Genomic DNA, 17828 nt, shown 5'->3' with positions numbered 1-17828 from the left:
GATGAAGCACTATTCGGCAATCTCGGGGCGATCGAAACCGATCGTTAACCATAATCATCAAGGTTGTCTCAACATTCATGACTGATTTGTTGAGCCCTTTTCATGCATCGCTTCGCCTTCCTTTCCAGTCTCATCTTGAGCGTGGCCCTGGCCGGCTGCCAAACCACCAAGCGGCCTGCGCCTGCGCCAGACACCACGATCAAGACCTCCTCCATCGTCGCACAGCAAGGCAGCCAGATAGCGGAAACGGAAGGTCGTCTACCCCAAATGTCTCACGACACCCGCCCCCATCACCTCGCCGGCCGAACATTGACGGTCGCTTCCATTCACGACCTGCACTTGCACGACAAGGAGGTCATCCTCAGCTTCGATGACGGCCCCATTCCTGGCCGGACGGACCGCGTGCTCGCGACACTGGACCAGTTTGGCGTCAAGGGCGCTTTCATGATGGTCGGCGAATTGGCGGAACTGCATCCGGAGCTTGCTCGCAAGGTCGCCATGGAAGGCAACGCGATCGGCAGCCACACTTACCGGCACGACAATCTGGCGACGCTGGCCTTCGACATGGCGATGAATGAGATCACGCGCGGCGCGGCAGCCGTCACCAACGCGACCGGTGTCGACGTCAACTTTTTTCGCTTTCCATACCTTGCCGACAGCCACAAGCTTCGCGCCGCCGTTGCAATGCGCGACATGGTCGTGATGGATGTGGATGTGGACAGCAAGGACTACCTCAACACATCGCCTGCGGCCATAAGCAAGCGGACGATGGACCTGCTGCACAGGCGCGGCCGCGGCATCATTCTCATGCACGACATCCACAATCGCACCGCGACAATGCTGCCGACGCTTCTTTCAACGCTCGAGGCCGAGGGGTATAAGGTCGTAACGGTGCAGTTCGAGAAGCCGACAGCGCCCGCCGAGATGGCGTCTCTCTGATGGGGCCGATCGACGCTTGCCCGCCGGTTTCTTTCTGCTAAAACAGGCGCAAAATAAATCATACTTTTGAGCGAAACACCGAACGCGAGCCACCAGCATGTCACCTATCAACCTCGCCATCGTCGGCGTCGGCAAGATCGTCCGCGACCAGCACCTTCCCTCGATCGCCAAGAATCCCGACTTCAAGCTCATTGCAACGGCGAGCCGTCACGGCACTGTCGAAGGCATCCAGAGCTTCACCACGATCGATGCAATGCTCGATGCAGTACCGGCGGTCGATGCCGTTTCGCTCTGCATGCCGCCGCAGTATCGCTACGAAGCCGCCCACAAGGCACTTTCTGCCGGCAAGCACGTCTTCCTCGAAAAGCCTCCGGGCGCTACGCTGAGCGAAGTGGCCGATCTTGAAAGTCTCGCTGCAAGCAAGGGCGTTTCGCTGTTTGCGAGCTGGCATTCGCGCTATGCAGCGGCCGTCGAAGCCACGAAGTCCTTCCTCGCGTCGACGACGATCAAGAGCGTTCACGTCATCTGGAAGGAAGACGTTCGCCATTGGCATCCGAACCAGGACTGGATCTGGCAGGCCGGTGGCCTTGGCGTTTTCGACCCGGGAATCAACGCCCTTTCAATCGTCACTCACATTCTGCCAAAAGCAATCTTCCTGACGGGCGCAACGCTCGAATTTCCGGAAAATCGCGACGCGCCGATTGCTGCCGATCTGCATTTCAAGAACGCTGACGACCTGCCTGTTCATGCCGAGTTCGACTGGCGACAGACGGGCAAGCAGAGCTGGGACATCCTCGCGGAAACCGAAGCCGGCCATGTGCAGCTTACTGAAGGCGGATCCAAGCTGTCGATCAATGGCGAACTGAAATTCTCGGCGCCGGAAGAGGAATACCCCGCGCTCTACCGTCGCTTCGCCGAAATCGTCAAAGCCGGCAAATCCGACGTCGATCTCGCGCCTCTTCGCCATGTTGCCGATGCCTTCATGCTCGGCAAGCGCAAATTCGTCGACGCGTTTCACGATTGATAGAAACGTGCCGAACCTCCTAATATTGTGAAGGGCTCACGGTCTGTCACGGAGGTTCGGCATGCGAGACGATGCGTCTTACGGTCTTGGCTTGAAGAACATGACGGTTTCTCTCGCCGAACCCAATACCCTGTGGCAACAAGCCTATGCCAACGAGGCACACGCCATCCGACAGGCGCTCGGGGACATCGCGATCGGTATTCAGCACGTCGGCAGCACCGCCATTCCTGGCATCAAGGCGAAGCCGATCATCGACATACTTGTCGGTGTCAAACATTTGGACGATGGCTTGTGCTGCATCGGCGCCATGGAAGCAATCGGCTATGACTATGCCGGTGGCGACATCGTTCCTGATGACCATATTTTCGGTCGCGGCATCAAAAATGAAAGCCGCACCCATCTGGTCCATGTCGTGGAGTATCGCGGCGACAACTGGAAGCGGATGATCGCCTTTCGCGACGCGCTGCGCGGCGATACACGGCTCGCACGTGCCTACGAGCAACTGAAGGTTGGATTGGCCGGTGAGCATGCAGAAAGCCGCGCGCAATATACCAGGGCAAAGCAGGCTTTCATCGATGAGGTCGTGATAGCTTCCGGCCTGGGCCAGTAAAGTTCAAGCCTTCTTCTCCCATCGCCCCTCGGGTGTTTGCTGCCAGTATGTCAGGCTGTGCCCCTCACCTTTCAGCTTCCTCCATTGCGCGCGGGCACCTTCCAGCTGCTCCTGGTCGTAGCCATCGAACATGAAAACGATCCGCTGATAGGTTTCGACCGGCGGTGGCTCTGCGGCATCGACGATAAACCGAACTGTCGCGGCGTTGGCATTCGCTTCGGAAACGGTGAGGAGAACCGGCTGATTTACCGCGAAGTCCCCCTCGTCCGTGCCATGCGGCAGGAAGCTATCCTCCCGAAATGTCCAGAGATGCTGATCGAGCAGGTCGCGCCGCGCCGCATCCTTCACCTGCACGGCAACCCGCCAGCCTCGCTCGAGGCTTTTTTCGAGCAGCGGCGGAAGGGCGTCCTCCAGCTTGGATTCCGTCAGATGATAGAACAGGACTTCCGTCATGACTCGTAGTTGGCACGCACCAGCTCATCAAGCAGGCGCACACCGTAGCCGGAACCCCAGGACTGATTGATCTCGTCCTGCGGTGAGCCCATTGCTGTTCCCGCGATGTCGAGGTGCGCCCAAGGCGTGTCCTGCACAAACCGTTTCAGGAAATGAGCCGCAGTGATCGAGCCCGCATGGCGGCCGCCCGTGTTCTTCATGTCGGCGAACTTGCTGTCGATCAGCTTGTCATATTCTTTACCGAGCGGCATGCGCCAGAGCTTCTCGCTCGTCGTCAGCCCAGCCGCAGTCAGTTGCTCTGAGAGCTCGTCATCATTCGAGAACAAACCGGCATGGACGTTGCCGAGCGCAACAAGAATCGCGCCCGTCAAGGTTGCCAAATTGATCATGAATTTGGGCTTGAAGCGGTCGTTGCAATACCAGAGCGCATCACAGAGCACGAGCCGGCCCTCGGCATCGGTATTGATGACCTCGATCGTCTGGCCAGACATCGAGGTGACGATGTCGCCGGGGCGCTGGGCGTTTCCGTCGGGCATGTTCTCGACGAGGCCGATGATGCCCACGGCGTTCACGGCCGCCTTGCGCGCCGCGAGGACATGCATCAGGCCGGTGACGGCCGCAGCGCCACCCATGTCGCCTTTCATTTCCTCCATGCCGGCCGCGGGCTTGATCGAGATGCCACCGGTGTCAAAAACGACGCCCTTGCCAATGAAGGCGATCGGGCTTTCACCGCTCTTGCCGCCTTTCCACTGCATGACGGCCAGTCGCGGAGGCCTGACGGAGCCTTGCGCCACGCCTAGCAGCGCACCCATACCAAGCTTCTGCATCTCCTTCTCGGTGAGGATTTCAACCTCAACGCCGAGCTTTTCCAGGTCGCTTGCCTTGGCTGCGAACTCCACAGGACCCAGAACATTCGGCGGCTCATTCACGAGATCGCGGGCCAGATTGACCCCTGCGGCGACAGCTTCGGAGACCCTGAAGGCCTCGGCGGCATCGGTCGCATTGGCGATAACGATCGTCACCGCCACCCGTCCATTCCGGTTATTGCCGTCCTCGTCCTTCTTTTTGGTCTTGTAAGTGTCGAAGCTGTAGGCACGCAATAGCATTCCAAGCGCAAAATCCGCCGCCTCTTTGGCGCCAACGCCGGCACCCGGCGCATCGACGAAGATCGCGACCTTTTCGGCCTTCTTGATCTTGGACGCAGCGACACCACCGGCCTTCAGCCAATCGTGAGCGGTCAGTTCCTCCGGCTTGCCGAGGCCGACAACAATAAGCCGCTCGGCAGCTGAACCTTCGGGAGCAACGAGATCCAATACGGTCGTCGGCTTGGCGGAGAAGCCGGCGATCTTTGCGGCTCTGGCGATCACGCCAGCGGGGTCAGCGACCTTGGCTCCGGCGGCAAGATCCGCTCCGCCTGCCTGGAGCAGAATCGCGTAGCCACCGACGATATCGGCGGACGTCTCAAATGAAATATCGAACTTGGCTGACATATCTTCTCCAGTGGGATTTTCCTAAATCCGCTCCACCCGATCATTTCGGGTTTCACCCCCGAAGACAAGTCTTTGGCCCGACGATGTGGCTGCTTGACTAGCCGCGAACTCGTTAAAGGGATGTCATCATTGGCGCATATTCCTCTGGTGGAATTGAGTCCACAGGAATTGCATGGTGATTTCGACATTAGGATTATCGAGGGCACGAGCAACTTGGCGTTTTGCTGCATCGAACGACGCTCCCGCCCGTGCATTTATCGGCCTGCTCTGTCTCTGGTGGCTGCTGCTTCTGCTGTTCAATGCCTTTCCCCAGATCGATATCTACGCATCTAAACATTTTTTTGTGCAGGAAGCCTGCAAGGCCGCAGCCACTGTTGGCGGAGCCTGCGGGTATTTTCCCTACCGGCAAGAAACCTACCTCGGGCTGCTGCGAATTCTCTTTTTTCGGCTGCCGTATCTCATCGCCCCCATGATGCTGTGGAAACTAGCGGCGTGCTATTGGCACTGTGGAGCCACCTTCAATGTCGCGCGCGCCCGCACATTCAAGGTCGCTCTCGCCTCGTTAATCATCGGCCCGGTGATCCTGGTGAATTTCCTCCTCAAGGCACACTGGGGGCAGACCGCGGCCTTGGCAGACGCTCGATTTCGGCGGCTACCTCGACTTCGTACAGGCAGGCTCCATGGCCGGAAAATGCATGTCGAACTGCTCCTTCGTTTCCGGCGAAGCGGCAGGCGCCGGCTGGGTCTTCTGTCTCATTTTCCTGATACCGCAGCCAGCGCGTTCCGCCCTTGCCCTCCCCCTTGCCGCGGTCTCGTTTCTGGCACCCGCCATGCGGGTTGCTTTCGGCGCGCACTATCTTTCCGACGTGATCCTCGGATGGCTTTCGTCCATTGTTATCTTCGCAGGTCTACTTGCTCTCACCGATTCGCCACAGGGCAAAAAAAAATCTGAAATTTGAATGAATTTTCGACGCTGGCTTGTCGCAAAAGCGAACCAAAGAGCGTAGATGGATTTCGCTGCATAGCGGCATCGGTTCGCAAATGGCGTTCAAGGGCATGAATGAAACTGCTTGAAACATATATACTCCGGCGTGTTGGCCAGATGTTTCTCGTTGCCCTGTTGCCGGTGCTCGCGATCATTTGGACGACTCAGGTTCTGCAGCGCGTCAATCTGGTAACCGACAGCGGCCAGTCGATGGGGTCGTTTGCCAAGCTGGCGACGTTGATCCTTCCATCGATCATTCCGATCGTGCTGCCGTTCGCAATTGTCATTGGTGTCACGCAGACGCTGACGACGATGAACAACGATTCGGAGCTGACCGTCATCGATGCGGCCGGTGCCAAGCGCGGCATCATCCTGCGCCCGATTCTTATCCTCGCCGCGGTTATCAGCGTCTTTTCCTTTCTGGTGGACAACGTCGTCGAGCCGAAGGCCAAGACCGGCGTTCGCCAGATGGTGGCTGCGGCTTACGCGGATCTGCTCTCCACAGTTATTGAGGAGAAGAACTTCCGCCGCATCGATACCGGTCTTTATGTGCAGATATCGGAGCGGCTGGCGGGGCGTGTGCTTAAGGGCTTGTTCGTCGTCGACGAGCGTGACCCTGCGTTCGAGCTCATCTACTACGCACGGGAAGGCGCCGTTGACGAGAAGGGCACGTCGCTCATCATGCATGATGGCGAGGTTCACCGCAAAACGCAGACCGGCGAAGTCTCCGTCATTCGCTTCGATTCCTACTCCTTCGACCTGTCCGATCTGACGCAGAACCGCGGTCAGGCAACGCTTCGAGCATCCGACCGCGAGCTTCCGTTTTTGCTCAATCCGGATCCGAACGACAAGGACTACATCGCCAAGCCCGGCAGTTATCGTGCCGAATTGCACCGCCGTCTGACGGATTGGGTTCTGCCGATGGTGTTTGCGCTGATTTCGCTGGCGATTGCCGGTGATGCGCGCTCCCATCGCGAAGCGCGGCTGCATCCGATGGTGGCGGCGCTCATCTTTGCATTCGCGATTCGTTGGGCGTCATTCTACGCCGCTAATCAGATCGATACTGATCCCGAGTATATTGGTGTCCTCTATGCGATTCCCGTGATCGCCAGCCTCCTCGCAATCGCGTCTCTGTCGCATCACAAGCGTCTGTCGGTCGTGTCCGCAATGAGCGACCACATCGCCGCAGCTTGGCAAAGACTGTTGCGACGCTTCGGGCGGTCGGCAGGTCCCTCCGCGGGAGGTAGCGCATGATCTTCGGGACGCTCGGCCGCTATTTCTTCCGTCGTTATCTGCTGACCACAATGTGGTTCTTTCTCGGCGTGATCGGCATCGTCTACCTCGTAGATTTCAGCGAGACGGCTGGCCGCCTCTCCGGTCTTCCCGGCTACACCGTGACAGGCGGCCTCGTGATGACGGCCGTGCGCCTGCCGCTCATTATGCAGCAGACCGTTCCCTTCATTGCCCTCTTTGTGGGCATGACGGTTTTGATCGGCCTCAACAGAAAATACGAATTGGTCGTGACGCGCGCTGCCGGCATCTCGGTTTGGCAGTTTATGTCGCCCTTTCTTGCCGGCGCATTTTTGCTCGGCGTCCTCGTCATGACTGTCCTCAATCCGCTGGCAGCATGGGGGCAACGTCAGGCCGCCATCGTCGAGAGCAACTGGCGCGGAGAAGGCTCGGCGACGAATGCCGCGCCGCAGGTTCCGTGGCTTCGCCAGATCAGCAGCGGGGACGATGCCATCATAGGAGCGCATACGGTTCTGGAGAACGGCACGCTGCTTATGGATGCGGTATTTGTGCATTTCGATTCGACCGACCACATCATCCTGAGGCAGGACGCCGCGTCGGCAAAATTGGAAGATGGTTACTGGCTTCTTAAGAATGTTGTCGAGCGCCGTCCGGGCGAAGTCGCGGCACGCAAGGATGAGGTGCGAGTCCGCACCAATTTGAAACAGGATTTCGTCCAGCAAAGGCTGACAGCCCCTGAAACTATTGGATTTTTTGATCTTTCGAGCCGAATTGACGCAGCGAAATCCTTTGGGATTCCGACCAAGGCTCTCGAGACGCAATTTCATTCATTGTTGTCCCAGCCACTGCTGCTTGTTGCCATGACTCTCATTGCTGCAACAGTGTCTCTAAAATTTAGCCGGTTCAACCAATCGAGGTCGGTGATTCTGGGTGGAATCCTGTCAGGCTTCGTGCTTTATGTGGTCACCGTGCTTGTAAAAGCATTCGGAAGCAGTGGGGTTGTCCCGCCTTTCGTGGCGACGTGGATTCCGGTCACCGTTGCCTTGGCTTTGGGTGCAACAATTCTGCTTCATCAGGAGGATGGCTAGTGGCGGCAGGCGACCGCAAGACTCTTAGTAAACAGTTGGTTGCCCTGTTCGTAGGCGCGGCTCTGTCTACCTATTCCAACGGCCTTCCTGCTGCCTTCGCACAGGATGCCCTGCAAAATATGAAGCCGACCGTATCTGGCGACGAGAAGCTGATTCTGTCGGCAAACGAGCTCGTCTATAACAAGGACGCGCAGATCGTTTCGGCCATTGGCGGCGTGCAGATCAACTACGCCGGCTACAAGATGGTGTCGCAGCGCGTCGAGTATAATCAGCAGACCGGGCGCCTGATGGCGCTTGGCAACGTCGAGCTCGTTGGCCCCGACGGCAATCGCATGTACGCCGACAAGCTTGACGTCACCGACGACTTTGGAAACGGCTTCGTAAACGCGCTCAGAATCGAAACCGCCGACAATACGCGCCTGGTTGCCGAAACCGGTGAGCGTGTTGGCGGCACGCAAATGATCCTGAACAAGGGCGTCTATACTGCGTGTTTGCCTTGCGCCGAGAAACCGGAACGGCCTCCCTTCTGGCAGGTCAAGGCTGAACGGGTCATCCAGGACGGCGTCAAGCATACGATTCGCCTCGAAAAGGCGCGCTTTGAGCTCCTTGGTCATCCGCTTGCCTACGTTCCGTGGATCGAAGTTCCCGACAACACCGTGAAGCGGAAGTCCGGCTTCCTGTTTCCTAGTTTTGTCACCGCTCAAAATCTCGGCTTCGGCCTGTCCGTCCCGTATTACTACGTTATTTCGCCGAGCAGCGACCTAACGGTCACGGGCACAGGTTATACGACGCAAGGCTTTCTGCTCGACGCAGAATATCGTCAGAGATTTGAAAACGGCACGCACACGTTGCGCATGGCTGGTATCAATCAGCTCAGCCCGGAGACCTTCACGGCCGGCACAAGTGATGCCGAAAATGACCTCCGCGGCGTTGTCGCGTCGAAGGGAGATTTCCAGATCAACCCTCGCTGGGCGTTCGGCTGGGACGTCATGGCGCAGAGCGACAACAACTTCTCTCGTACCTATAGTCTGAAAGGACTGGACTACTCGACAAAGACAAACCAGGTCTACCTAACCGGTCTCGGCAAGCGGAATTACTTCGATCTGCGCTCGTTCTATTTCGACGTGCAGAACGCCGATACAAACGACGTCGCCGAGAGGCAACAGGCAATCGTCTATCCGGTGATGGACTATCACTTCGTGGCGCCGCAGCCGCTCGCCGGAGGCGAACTTTCTGCCGATATCAACTTCACGAACCTGTCGCGCACTCACGACGACTTCTACAGCGTCGCAGGATTCGACCGGTTCCGTGGTCTTGACGGCCAGACGTCCCGTCTGACGGGCGAACTGGAATGGAAGCGGACGTTTGTGACGCCTGAGGGTTTCCTGATCACGCCGTTGCTCGCTGCGCGCGGTGACGCCTTGGCGTTGAACATGACACCTCCGCCGACCTCTGGCACGTTTGTCTATGACGGCAACTACGACGACAGCAATGCGGCGACGCGTTCGATGTTTACCGCCGGGTTGGAAATGCGCTATCCCATCCTTGGCACGACCGCAAACAGCACGCACCTGTTCGAACCCATCGTTCAAATCTATGCGCGGCCCGACGAACGCCTTGCCGGCGGTCTTCCGAACGAGGACGCGCAGAGCTTTGTGTTCGACGCGACCAGTCTTTTCGAACGTGACAAGTTCGCCGGTTACGACCGCATCGAGGGTGGCACGCGCGCCAACGTCGGCTTCCAGTACACTGGCACGTTCGACAATGGTTACAAGCTGCACGGCATATTCGGCCAGTCCTACCAGCTCGGCGGCCAGAATTCCTTCGACACAGCTGATCTGGTGAATGTCGGCGCGGACTCTGGTCTGGAGAGCGACGTGTCCGACTTCGTCGGTCTCGGCGGCATTGAAACGCCGCAGGGCATCGCCCTCGCGGCCTCCTATCGGCTTGACGAAAAGAACCTCGGTTTCCGTCGCGGCGATTTGACAGCCGGCTTCCAGAACGACAACCTCCAAAGCCAGCTGATCTACACGCATGTCTCAGCGCAGCCGGCGTATGGCTTTGCGGAGGACAACGATGAGATCCAGGCCAAGGGAACTGTTAAGTTCAAGGATTATTGGTCGGTATTTGGCGGCGTAGCCTGGGATCTTCAGGACAACACCATCGTGAGGAAAACATTCGGCCTGACCTATGAGGACGAATGCACGATCTTTACGATCGCATATAGCGAAAAGCGTGATACCAGCGCCGAAACCGCCAGCGACTGGAGTATTGGCGCCAGGTTGACCTTCCGCACGCTGGGCGATATCAACCTCGGCGGCGCGGTGGATACCAACACGACCATCTACCAGAATTGATGGAGAGTTCAGCAGTACGGCGGAAGAAAGGGCCTTTCTTTCGCCGTAAGACTATGCAGGACATTGTCGCCAGTTGATATCTAGGGCATATGCTAAGTTTTCAATTTACAGCGGCAACGCCCGTTTGTCTCGAGAAGGTATGCGCGCCGCGACGTGAATGCGCGGCGTCAATGGGAAGGGTCGATAGATGATTGGCGCCAAAAGAACCGTCAAAACAATGATTGCCGGCGCGGCTTTCGCAATGTTGGCAGCGTTTGCCTCACCGCAGACGGGATCAGTTTTTGCAGCAAGCGAAGTCAGAGTGGTCGTCAACGGCACGGCCATAACCAGCGGTGATGTCGCCAAGCGCCAGGCATTCCTCCGGCTGCAGCACCAGAAGGCTGATGCGAAGGCCGCCGAAGAACAGCTGGTCGACCAAGCACTGAAGCAGCAGGAAATCGCGCGCGTGCGCATGTCGGTTTCCAAGGACGACGTCGATGCATCGTTCGCGCGGTTTGCGAGCGGCAACAAGCTGACGACCGATCAGATGACGCAGATTCTCGAACGCGCCGGCGTCGGTGTCGCTCATTTCAAGGCTTTCATTGCCGTGCAGATGAGCTGGCCGCGCCTCGTCAATGCGCGCTACGGCTCGAGCGCCCATATGTCGAATTCCGACCTTGTTGCCCGCATGATGGAGAACAAGCAGAAGCCGGAAACCACGGAATATATTTTGCAGCAGATGATCTTCGTCGTCCCCGCCAGCAAGAAGGGCATCGTCGGCAAGCGCAAGAGCGAAGCCGAGGCATCGCGGTCGAAGTATCCAGGTTGCGAGCAGGCTAAGGTGTTTGCCGCAACGATGCGCGACGTATCGGTACGCGACCTCGGCCGCGTTATGGCTCCCGAACTTCCGGCAGAGTGGAAGCCGCTCGTCGAACAGGCAAAGGGCAACACGACGGCGACGCGCGTGACCGACAGGGGTGTGGAATATATAGCCATATGCAGCCAGCGTCAGGTGTCCGACGACCAGGCAGCGGAAATGGTGTTCCGCCAGGAAGACCTCGACAAGGCGAAGGCAGGCAAGAACGCACCTCCTGAAAACCCCAACGCCCAGAAATATCTCGAAGAGCTGCGCAAGAAGGCGCAGATCATGCGCCCCTGAGCAAGATGGCGATTTCGTTCTCGCGCCCACTCGCGCTGAGCCAGGGCGATCCGGCCGGTGTCGGCCCCGACATCACATTGCTGGCTTGGATGCGGCGCAGGGAGCTCGGGCTCCCTCCGTTCGTGTTCATTGGCGACCCTGATGTGCTGGCGTTGCGTGCCAAGCTGCTGGGCCTGACGGTTGCCATTCGCGAGACCGATTGTGCCAACGCCAATGACGTCTTTGCCGATGCCCTCCCCGTGCTTCCCATAGCTGCAGGCATCGGGGTTGTGGCGGGCGAGCCCCACGTCGCAACAGCGAAGGCCACGATCGCTGCGATCGAAACAGCCGTCTCGCTGACGATTTCAGGTGAAGCCCTTGGCGTCGTCACCAATCCAATCGCCAAGTCGGTGCTTTACGAGTCCGGCTTCCCCTTCCCGGGACACACCGAATTTCTGGCAGATCTCGCCGCCCGAGCGACGGGACAAGCAGCTATGCCGGTGATGATGCTCGCCGGTCCAAAGCTGCGCACCATTCCGGTCACAATCCATATTCCCCTCAAGGACGTGCCTCAGGCGCTGACGGCGGAACTCATCGTCGAGACCTGCCGGATCGCTGATGCCGACCTTAGGCGTCGCTTCGGGATCGAGCAGCCGCGGCTCGCGATAGCCGGTCTCAATCCGCACGCTGGCGAAGACGGCACGATCGGCAAGGAGGATGAGGCGATCATTAAGCCGGCCATCCAGTTCCTTAGGTCCGAAGGCATCAATGCGATCGGGCCCCTGCCCGCCGACACCATGTTTCACGACGAGGCCCGGGCGCGTTACGACGTCGCAATCTGCATGTACCACGACCAGGCGCTGATACCGGCCAAGGCGCTTGGCTTCGACGATTCTGTCAACGTCACCCTTGGCTTGCCCTTCGTGCGCACCTCGCCCGATCATGGTACCGCCTTCGGCATTGCCGGCAAGGGACTTGCACGTGAAGGCAGCCTCGTCGCAGCCCTGAAGCTCGCCGGCCACCTTGGACGCACTGTGGAAGGGCGCCTTTGATGGCTGCCTTGGATGGGCTGCCGCCCCTTCGCGATGTCATTCAACGTCATGGCCTTGATGCACGGAAGGCGCTCGGCCAGAATTTTCTGCTCGATCTCAACCTGACGCAAAAGGTTGCGCGAACGGCCGGCTCGCTGGAAGACGTCACGGTTTTCGAAGTAGGCCCGGGCCCGGGCGGCCTGACGCGCGCCATTCTGGCGCTCGGCGCAAAGAAAGTGATCGCCGTCGAGCGCGATTCTCGCTGCCTACCGGCCCTCGCCGAAATTGCTGCCCACTATCCAGGACGGCTTGAGGTGATCGAAGGCGACGCATTGAAGACGGACTTCGAAGCTCTGCCACCAGAAGGTCCGGTGAAGATCATCGCTAACCTGCCCTACAATGTGGGCACGCAGCTTCTGGTCAATTGGATCCTGCCGAAACAGTGGCCTCCCTTCTGGCAATCGCTGACGCTGATGTTCCAGAAAGAAGTCGGCGAGCGCATCGTCGCGACCGAAGAGGATGATCACTATGGACGTCTTGGCGTGCTTTGCGGATGGCGCACGAAGGCGCATATGGCGTTTGATGTATCGCCGCAGGCCTTCACACCGCCACCGAAAGTGACGTCGACGGTCGTTCATCTGACCCCGAACGAGAACCCGATCCCCTGCTCTGTCGCTGATCTGGAAAAGGTCACCCACGCGGCCTTCGGCCAGCGTCGCAAGATGCTGCGCCAGAGCCTCAAGCCCCTCGGCGGCGAGGCCTTGCTCAACAAGGTGGGCATTGACCCGCAACGGCGGGCCGAGACGCTGTCGGTCGCCGAGTTCTGCCTGCTTGCCAACAGCCTTTAAAGAGCCGGCGTTTCCTCAAGCAGCTTTGTGACGAAATCAAACATGCCGTGGCGCCGGTCGCGGCGTAGCCGTTCGGAACGAACGATCGATTGCACCGCCTCGAAAGCAGTGTTCAAATCGTCATTGATAATGACGTAGTCGTACTCCCGCCAATGCCCGATCTCCGAGCGCGAATTGGCGAGACGCGTCGCGATCACCTCCTCCGTGTCCTCGGCCCGGCGATGCAGGCGGGACTGAAGCTCCGTCATCGTCGGCGGCAGAACAAAGATGGACACGACATCGGCGGACATCTTGTCCTGAAGCTGCTGTGCGCCCTGCCAATCAATATCGAACAGCATGTCACGGCCGTCTGCCATCGCCTGCTCAACGGGCTCCCGCGGCGTGCCATAGAAATTGCCGTGCACCTCGGCCCACTCCAGCAATTCGTCGGCATCGCGCAGCCGTTCGAATTCGCGGACCGACTTAAAATGGTAGTGGATGCCCTCAATCTCGCTTGGCCGGCGCTGGCGCGTGGTCACGCTGACGGACAAACCGATCTGCTTGTCCGTTTCCAGCAGGGTGCGAGCGATCGTCGACTTCCCGGCGCCCGATGGCGACGAGATGACAAGCATGAGACCGCGGCGGGCTATCGGGATGGGCGCGGTTTTCGCCGGTTTCATTGGTCTACTCCAGATTCTGGACCTGCTCGCGGAACTGGTCGATAGCGACTTTCAGCTCGATGCCGGCGGCCGTGACCGCAGCGACATTCGACTTCGAGCAGATGGTATTCGATTCGCGGTTAAATTCCTGTGCAAGGAAATCGAGCTTCCGCCCGGCGGGACCACCCTTGCTGAGCAGGTCGCGGGCGGCAACCACATGCGCCTTCAGGCGGTCGATCTCTTCGCGAAGATCCGCCCTGGTGGCCAACAACGCGGCTTCCGCATGCAGCCTGTCGCGATCCAGCTTTCCCGAACCATCCATCAGCAAGGCGACTTGCGCAGCCAGTCGGCCAGCAATCTCTTGCGGAGAGCGGGAGGGGTCACGGTCGATGGTCTGCGTCAATCCTTCGATCGTGGCGATATGGTCCAGAAGGACACGCGACAATGCGGCACCCTCCAGTTCGCGCATCTGACGCAAGTCGGCAAGGGCCGTGATCAGGCCTTCGACAATGTCGGAATCGCGCGCTGCGATCGCTTCGTCGCCGTCTTCGGTCTCACGGAATTCGATGATGCCGCGGATGGCGAGCAAAGTATCCAACTGCAATGGCGCGGGATCGATGATGCCGCCAAGCTGGTCACGCAAGGCGAGCACGGCGGAGAGCGCTTCCTGATTGAGGACGGTTTCAATGCGGCTCACGCCGGCAGAGACGGAAAGCGACGCCTGCATATTGCCGCGGCTGAAGCGCTCGCCGGCAAGGCGGCGAACATCATTCTCCATGCGCTCCAGCCCCGGCGGGAGCCGCAAGCGCAGATCCAGGCCCTTGCCGTTGACCGACCGCAGTTCCCACGCCCAGCGCCAGCGGCCACTCGTGCCCTCACACCGTGCAAAACCGGTCATGGACTGCAAAGCCATGCAAGCCTCCGAAAATCAGTTCGTTTTCTTTTTCTTCTGGGCAGCCGGCGCGGCAGGCGCATCCGACTGCGTCTGGCTTTCAGGCTGTCCGTCAACGACAATATTGGGATCGGCACCCTTGGCCGCTTCCAGCTGACGCCAGCGTTTGACGTTGGCATTGTGTTCCTCGAGCGTCGTTGCGAAGACATGCCCGCCGGAACCATCGGCAACGAAATAGAGATCCTGCGTCTTCCAGGGATTGGCGACAGCCTCCAGCGCGTCTCGGCCCGGATTGGCGATCGGCGTCGGGGGAAGGCCCTTGACTACATAAGTGTTGAAGGGCGTTTCCTTCTTGAGGTCTGATTGATAGATCGGGCGATCCGCCGGTTTTCCATCGCCGCCGAACAGCCCGTAAATGATCGTCGGATCGGACTGGAGGCGCATCCCCTTGTCCAGCCGGTTGAGAAAGACGGAAGCCACATGGGCGCGCTCGTCCGGAACGCCGGTCTCCTTTTCGACGATCGAAGCAAGGATGATCAGTTCGCCCTTTGACTTGAGCTGCAGCGACGGGTCGCGCTTGTCCCAAACCTGGTCGACAAGCTTCTGCTGTGCCGCAGCCATCTGCTCGATGATCTCGGCCCGCTTCGTGCCGCGCGAGAACTTGTAGGTATCCGGACGCAGGCTTCCTTCGGCAGGCACGACGGTCGGCAGGTCGCCTTCCAGCACGCTATCCTCGTTCAGACGATTGAACATCTGGCGGACTGTGAGGCCTTCCGGAAACGCGACGGAATACAGGATCGACTTTCCGGATTTCAGCAGTTCCATGATGTCGTTCATGGAAGCATGCGCCTTGATTTCGTACTCGCCCGCCTTGAGGCTCTCGCCGTCATCAAGATGCGTCGTGGTGAGATAACGGAAGATACGTGCGTCCGACACGATGTTGTTGCGTTCGAGGCTTGCGGCGATCTCAGCAACGCCGGCGCCGCTTCGTACGATGAAATTCGTATTTGTCTCCAGGGGACCGGGATTCTGGTAGGACGAGATCGCGTAATAGAAAAGGAAGACGGCGGCTGCGCAGCCGAGCACGACAAGCGTCATCACGAAGTTCAGGAAAATGATAACCTGGCTGCGCGCCTTCTTCGAGCGCTTCGGCGGCTCGGGAACTCGTTCCGGCCGAAGCGCCTCGCTCGGCGACTTGGGAATAATCGGCCCGCTCTGCGTCTGCTGGCTTTCCTCGCCGATCGTCCCGTTGCTGTGGTTCGTATCGCTCACCGGCAATCCTCTAAACTTGGCCTCAAGTCCCGCTTCTTGCTAAGCAATGCGGCAAAATGCAGGTAGGGCCACGCCGCGCGTGGTGCAGCCCCACCGTCAGGACGTCAACGCCTGCACTCAAGCGACGTAGCGGCGCAGCACCAACGATGCATTCGTACCGCCGAATCCGAAAGAATTCGACAGCGCGACGTTGATTTCCCGCTGGCGCGCCTTGTGCGGAACGAGATCGATTGCGCTCTCGCGCTCAGGATTGTCGAGATTGAGCGTCGGAGGCGCAACGTTATCGCGAATGGCAAGCGTTGCAAAGATCGCCTCGATCGCACCGGCCGCACCGAGCAGGTGGCCCGTCGCAGACTTCGTCGACGACATCGAGATCTTGGAGGCCGCATTGCCGACCAGGCGCTCGACGGCACCGAGTTCGATCGTATCGGCCATCGTCGATGTGCCATGCGCGTTGATGTAGTCGATATCCGCGGGCGTCAAGCCGGCGCGCTTCAACGCCATCGTCATGCAACGCTGCGCGCCTTCGCCGTCCTCTGACGGGGCGGTGATGTGATAGGCGTCACCGGAAAGACCATAGCCCACGACCTCGGCATAGATCTTGGCGCCACGCGCCTGGGCGTGTTCCAGTTCTTCGAGAACGACGATGCCGGCGCCCTCACCCATGACGAAGCCGTCGCGGTCCTTATCGTATGGACGCGATGCCTTGGTCGGATTGTCGTTATGCTGGGTGGACAGCGCCTTGCAGGCGGCGAAGCCGGCCAGCGAGATGCGGCTGACGGGGGACTCCGTGCCCCCCGCGACCATGACGTCGGCATCGCCGAATGCGATGAGACGGGCTGCGTCGCCGATCGCGTGCGCGCCGGTCGAGCATGCCGTGACCACCGAGTGGTTCGGCCCACGCAGCTTGTGACGGATCGATACCTGGCCGGATACGAGGTTGATCAGACGGCCGGGAATGAAGAATGGAGAAATACGGCGCGGGCCCTTGTCGCGCAGCGTATAGCCGGCTTCGACAATACCTTCGATGCCACCAATGCCGGAGCCGATCAGCACGCCCGTCGAGACCTGCTCTTCGTCCGTCTGCGGATGCCAGTTCGCATCGTTCAGCGCCATGTCGGCGGCTGCCATGCCGTAGATGATGAAGGGATCGACCTTGCGCTGTTCCTTGGGCTCCATCCAGTCGTCGACATTGAAGGTGCCGTCGCTGCCGTCACCAACCGGAATGCGGCAGGCGATCTTTGCGGGGAGGTCGTCGATTTCGAATTCAGTGACCAGGCGGGCGCCGTTGTGACCCGCAAGCAAGCGGGACCACGTCACTTCCGCTCCGCATCCCAAGGGCGATACCATACCGGTACCTGTTATAACGACCCGTCTCATCGACTGCATTCCCCGCCTTTTATGTTCTTGGAGAACCATGCCAGAAATAAAAAGGGCGGACTCCGGGTCCGCCCTCTTTCTCAAATGCTCAGGATTAAGCCTGAGCCTTTTCGATAAACTTTACGGCATCGCCGACCGTCAGGATCGAGTCAGCAGCGTCATCCGGAATCTCAACGCCGAATTCTTCTTCGAACGCCATGACCAGTTCGACGGTATCGAGCGAGTCTGCGCCCAGATCGTCGATAAAGCTGGCGCTTTCGACAACCTTGTCGGCATCGACGCCAAGATGATCAATAACAATTTTCTTTACGCGTTCTGCGATATCGCTCATGTCGGTTTCCTCGACCTTATGTCCTGATCAGAATGCCTTGTGACATCCCTACCCTGTTTCAGCCTGCGGCGCCCCTTGAAGCCACCTCGGCAAACTCTTTGACCCCGGCTACCAGAAATGTC

16 protein-coding genes and 1 pseudogene are annotated in these 17828 nt (G+C 59.2%); 10 read left to right on the top strand and 7 right to left on the bottom strand.

Annotated features, from left to right (window positions below; genetic code table 11):
• The first annotated feature begins 102 nt into the window (after window positions 1–102).
• The 3 genes from LPU83_RS45295 to LPU83_RS45285 all read left to right on the top strand — a co-directional run bounded on the left by LPU83_RS45295 (window position 103) and on the right by LPU83_RS45285 (window position 2573).
• The gene (locus LPU83_RS45295) at window positions 103–939 is read left to right on the top strand and encodes a polysaccharide deacetylase family protein (RefSeq protein ID WP_024316487.1); all 837 of its coding nucleotides are present in this window, start codon (window positions 103–105) and stop codon (window positions 937–939) included.
• Window positions 940–1036: 97 nt separating this feature from the next.
• Window positions 1037–1963: a Gfo/Idh/MocA family protein gene (locus tag LPU83_RS45290; protein ID WP_024316486.1), complete on the top strand. Its 927-nt coding sequence runs from the start codon at window positions 1037–1039 to the stop codon at window positions 1961–1963.
• Window positions 1964–2024: 61 nt separating this feature from the next.
• Window positions 2025–2573: a GrpB family protein gene (locus tag LPU83_RS45285; protein WP_024316485.1), complete on the top strand. Its 549-nt coding sequence runs from the start codon at window positions 2025–2027 to the stop codon at window positions 2571–2573.
• A 3-nt stretch (window positions 2574–2576) separates the two neighbouring features.
• On the opposite strand, the gene LPU83_RS45280 is transcribed toward LPU83_RS45285, so the two are convergent.
• Both LPU83_RS45280 and LPU83_RS45275 read right to left on the bottom strand, forming a co-directional pair.
• A complete protein-coding gene (locus LPU83_RS45280; protein WP_024316484.1) occupies window positions 2577–3026 on the bottom strand; it encodes a DNA polymerase III subunit chi in 450 nt (149 codons plus the stop codon).
• Complete coding sequence (locus LPU83_RS45275; protein ID WP_024316483.1) at window positions 3023–4516, bottom strand: leucyl aminopeptidase; 1494 nt, start codon at window positions 4514–4516, stop codon at window positions 3023–3025. Before LPU83_RS45275 ends, LPU83_RS45280 begins: the two co-directional genes overlap by 4 nt.
• A gap of 175 nt (window positions 4517–4691) precedes the next feature.
• Between LPU83_RS45275 and LPU83_RS45270 the strand changes: the two are divergent.
• The 7 genes and pseudogenes from LPU83_RS45270 (at window position 4692) to rsmA (ending at window position 13193) form a co-directional block, all read left to right on the top strand.
• Window positions 4692–5475, top strand: a pseudogene (locus tag LPU83_RS45270) (phosphatase PAP2 family protein).
• 101 nt (window positions 5476–5576) lie between these two features.
• Window positions 5577–6755, top strand: a complete 1179-nt coding sequence (lptF, locus tag LPU83_RS45265) for an LPS export ABC transporter permease LptF (RefSeq protein WP_024316481.1) — start codon at window positions 5577–5579, stop codon at window positions 6753–6755.
• The gene (gene lptG / locus LPU83_RS45260; protein WP_024316480.1) at window positions 6752–7840 is read left to right on the top strand and encodes an LPS export ABC transporter permease LptG; all 1089 of its coding nucleotides are present in this window, start codon (window positions 6752–6754) and stop codon (window positions 7838–7840) included. Before lptF ends, lptG begins: the two co-directional genes overlap by 4 nt.
• A complete protein-coding gene (locus tag LPU83_RS45255; RefSeq protein ID WP_024316479.1) occupies window positions 7840–10197 on the top strand; it encodes an LPS-assembly protein LptD in 2358 nt (785 codons plus the stop codon). Before lptG ends, LPU83_RS45255 begins: the two co-directional genes overlap by 1 nt.
• Window positions 10198–10384: 187 nt before the next feature.
• The gene (locus tag LPU83_RS45250) at window positions 10385–11335 is read left to right on the top strand and encodes a SurA N-terminal domain-containing protein (RefSeq protein WP_024316478.1); all 951 of its coding nucleotides are present in this window, start codon (window positions 10385–10387) and stop codon (window positions 11333–11335) included.
• 5 nt (window positions 11336–11340) lie between these two features.
• Window positions 11341–12366 (top strand): 4-hydroxythreonine-4-phosphate dehydrogenase PdxA, encoded by a 1026-nt coding sequence (gene pdxA / locus LPU83_RS45245; RefSeq protein WP_037069214.1) that lies wholly within the window; start codon window positions 11341–11343, stop codon window positions 12364–12366.
• A complete protein-coding gene (rsmA, locus tag LPU83_RS45240; RefSeq protein WP_024316476.1) occupies window positions 12366–13193 on the top strand; it encodes a 16S rRNA (adenine(1518)-N(6)/adenine(1519)-N(6))-dimethyltransferase RsmA in 828 nt (275 codons plus the stop codon). The genes pdxA and rsmA overlap by 1 nt, the downstream gene beginning before the upstream one ends.
• Here rsmA and gmk read toward each other — a convergent pair.
• From gmk to LPU83_RS45215, 5 genes are all read right to left on the bottom strand, one after another.
• Window positions 13190–13852 (bottom strand): guanylate kinase, encoded by a 663-nt coding sequence (gene gmk / locus LPU83_RS45235; RefSeq protein ID WP_024316475.1) that lies wholly within the window; start codon window positions 13850–13852, stop codon window positions 13190–13192. The genes rsmA and gmk overlap by 4 nt on opposite strands.
• Before the next feature lie 4 nt (window positions 13853–13856).
• Complete coding sequence (locus LPU83_RS45230) at window positions 13857–14744, bottom strand: YicC/YloC family endoribonuclease (protein WP_024316474.1); 888 nt, start codon at window positions 14742–14744, stop codon at window positions 13857–13859.
• A 15-nt stretch (window positions 14745–14759) separates the two neighbouring features.
• Window positions 14760–15995, bottom strand: a complete 1236-nt coding sequence (gene mltG, locus LPU83_RS45225) for an endolytic transglycosylase MltG (RefSeq protein ID WP_024316473.1) — start codon at window positions 15993–15995, stop codon at window positions 14760–14762.
• Window positions 15996–16112: 117 nt separating this feature from the next.
• Window positions 16113–17375, bottom strand: a complete 1263-nt coding sequence (fabF, locus tag LPU83_RS45220) for a beta-ketoacyl-ACP synthase II (RefSeq protein WP_037070218.1) — start codon at window positions 17373–17375, stop codon at window positions 16113–16115.
• A 94-nt stretch (window positions 17376–17469) separates the two neighbouring features.
• Window positions 17470–17706 (bottom strand): acyl carrier protein, encoded by a 237-nt coding sequence (locus LPU83_RS45215; protein ID WP_003547058.1) that lies wholly within the window; start codon window positions 17704–17706, stop codon window positions 17470–17472.
• Between the last annotated feature and the right edge of the window lie 122 nt (window positions 17707–17828).

The organism is Rhizobium favelukesii, assembly GCF_000577275.2.
GTDB classification, from domain to species: Bacteria; Pseudomonadota; Alphaproteobacteria; order Rhizobiales; family Rhizobiaceae; genus Rhizobium; species Rhizobium favelukesii.
Note: the sequence above shows the minus strand (reverse complement) of the source record. Positions and strands in the feature narration are given on the sequence as shown.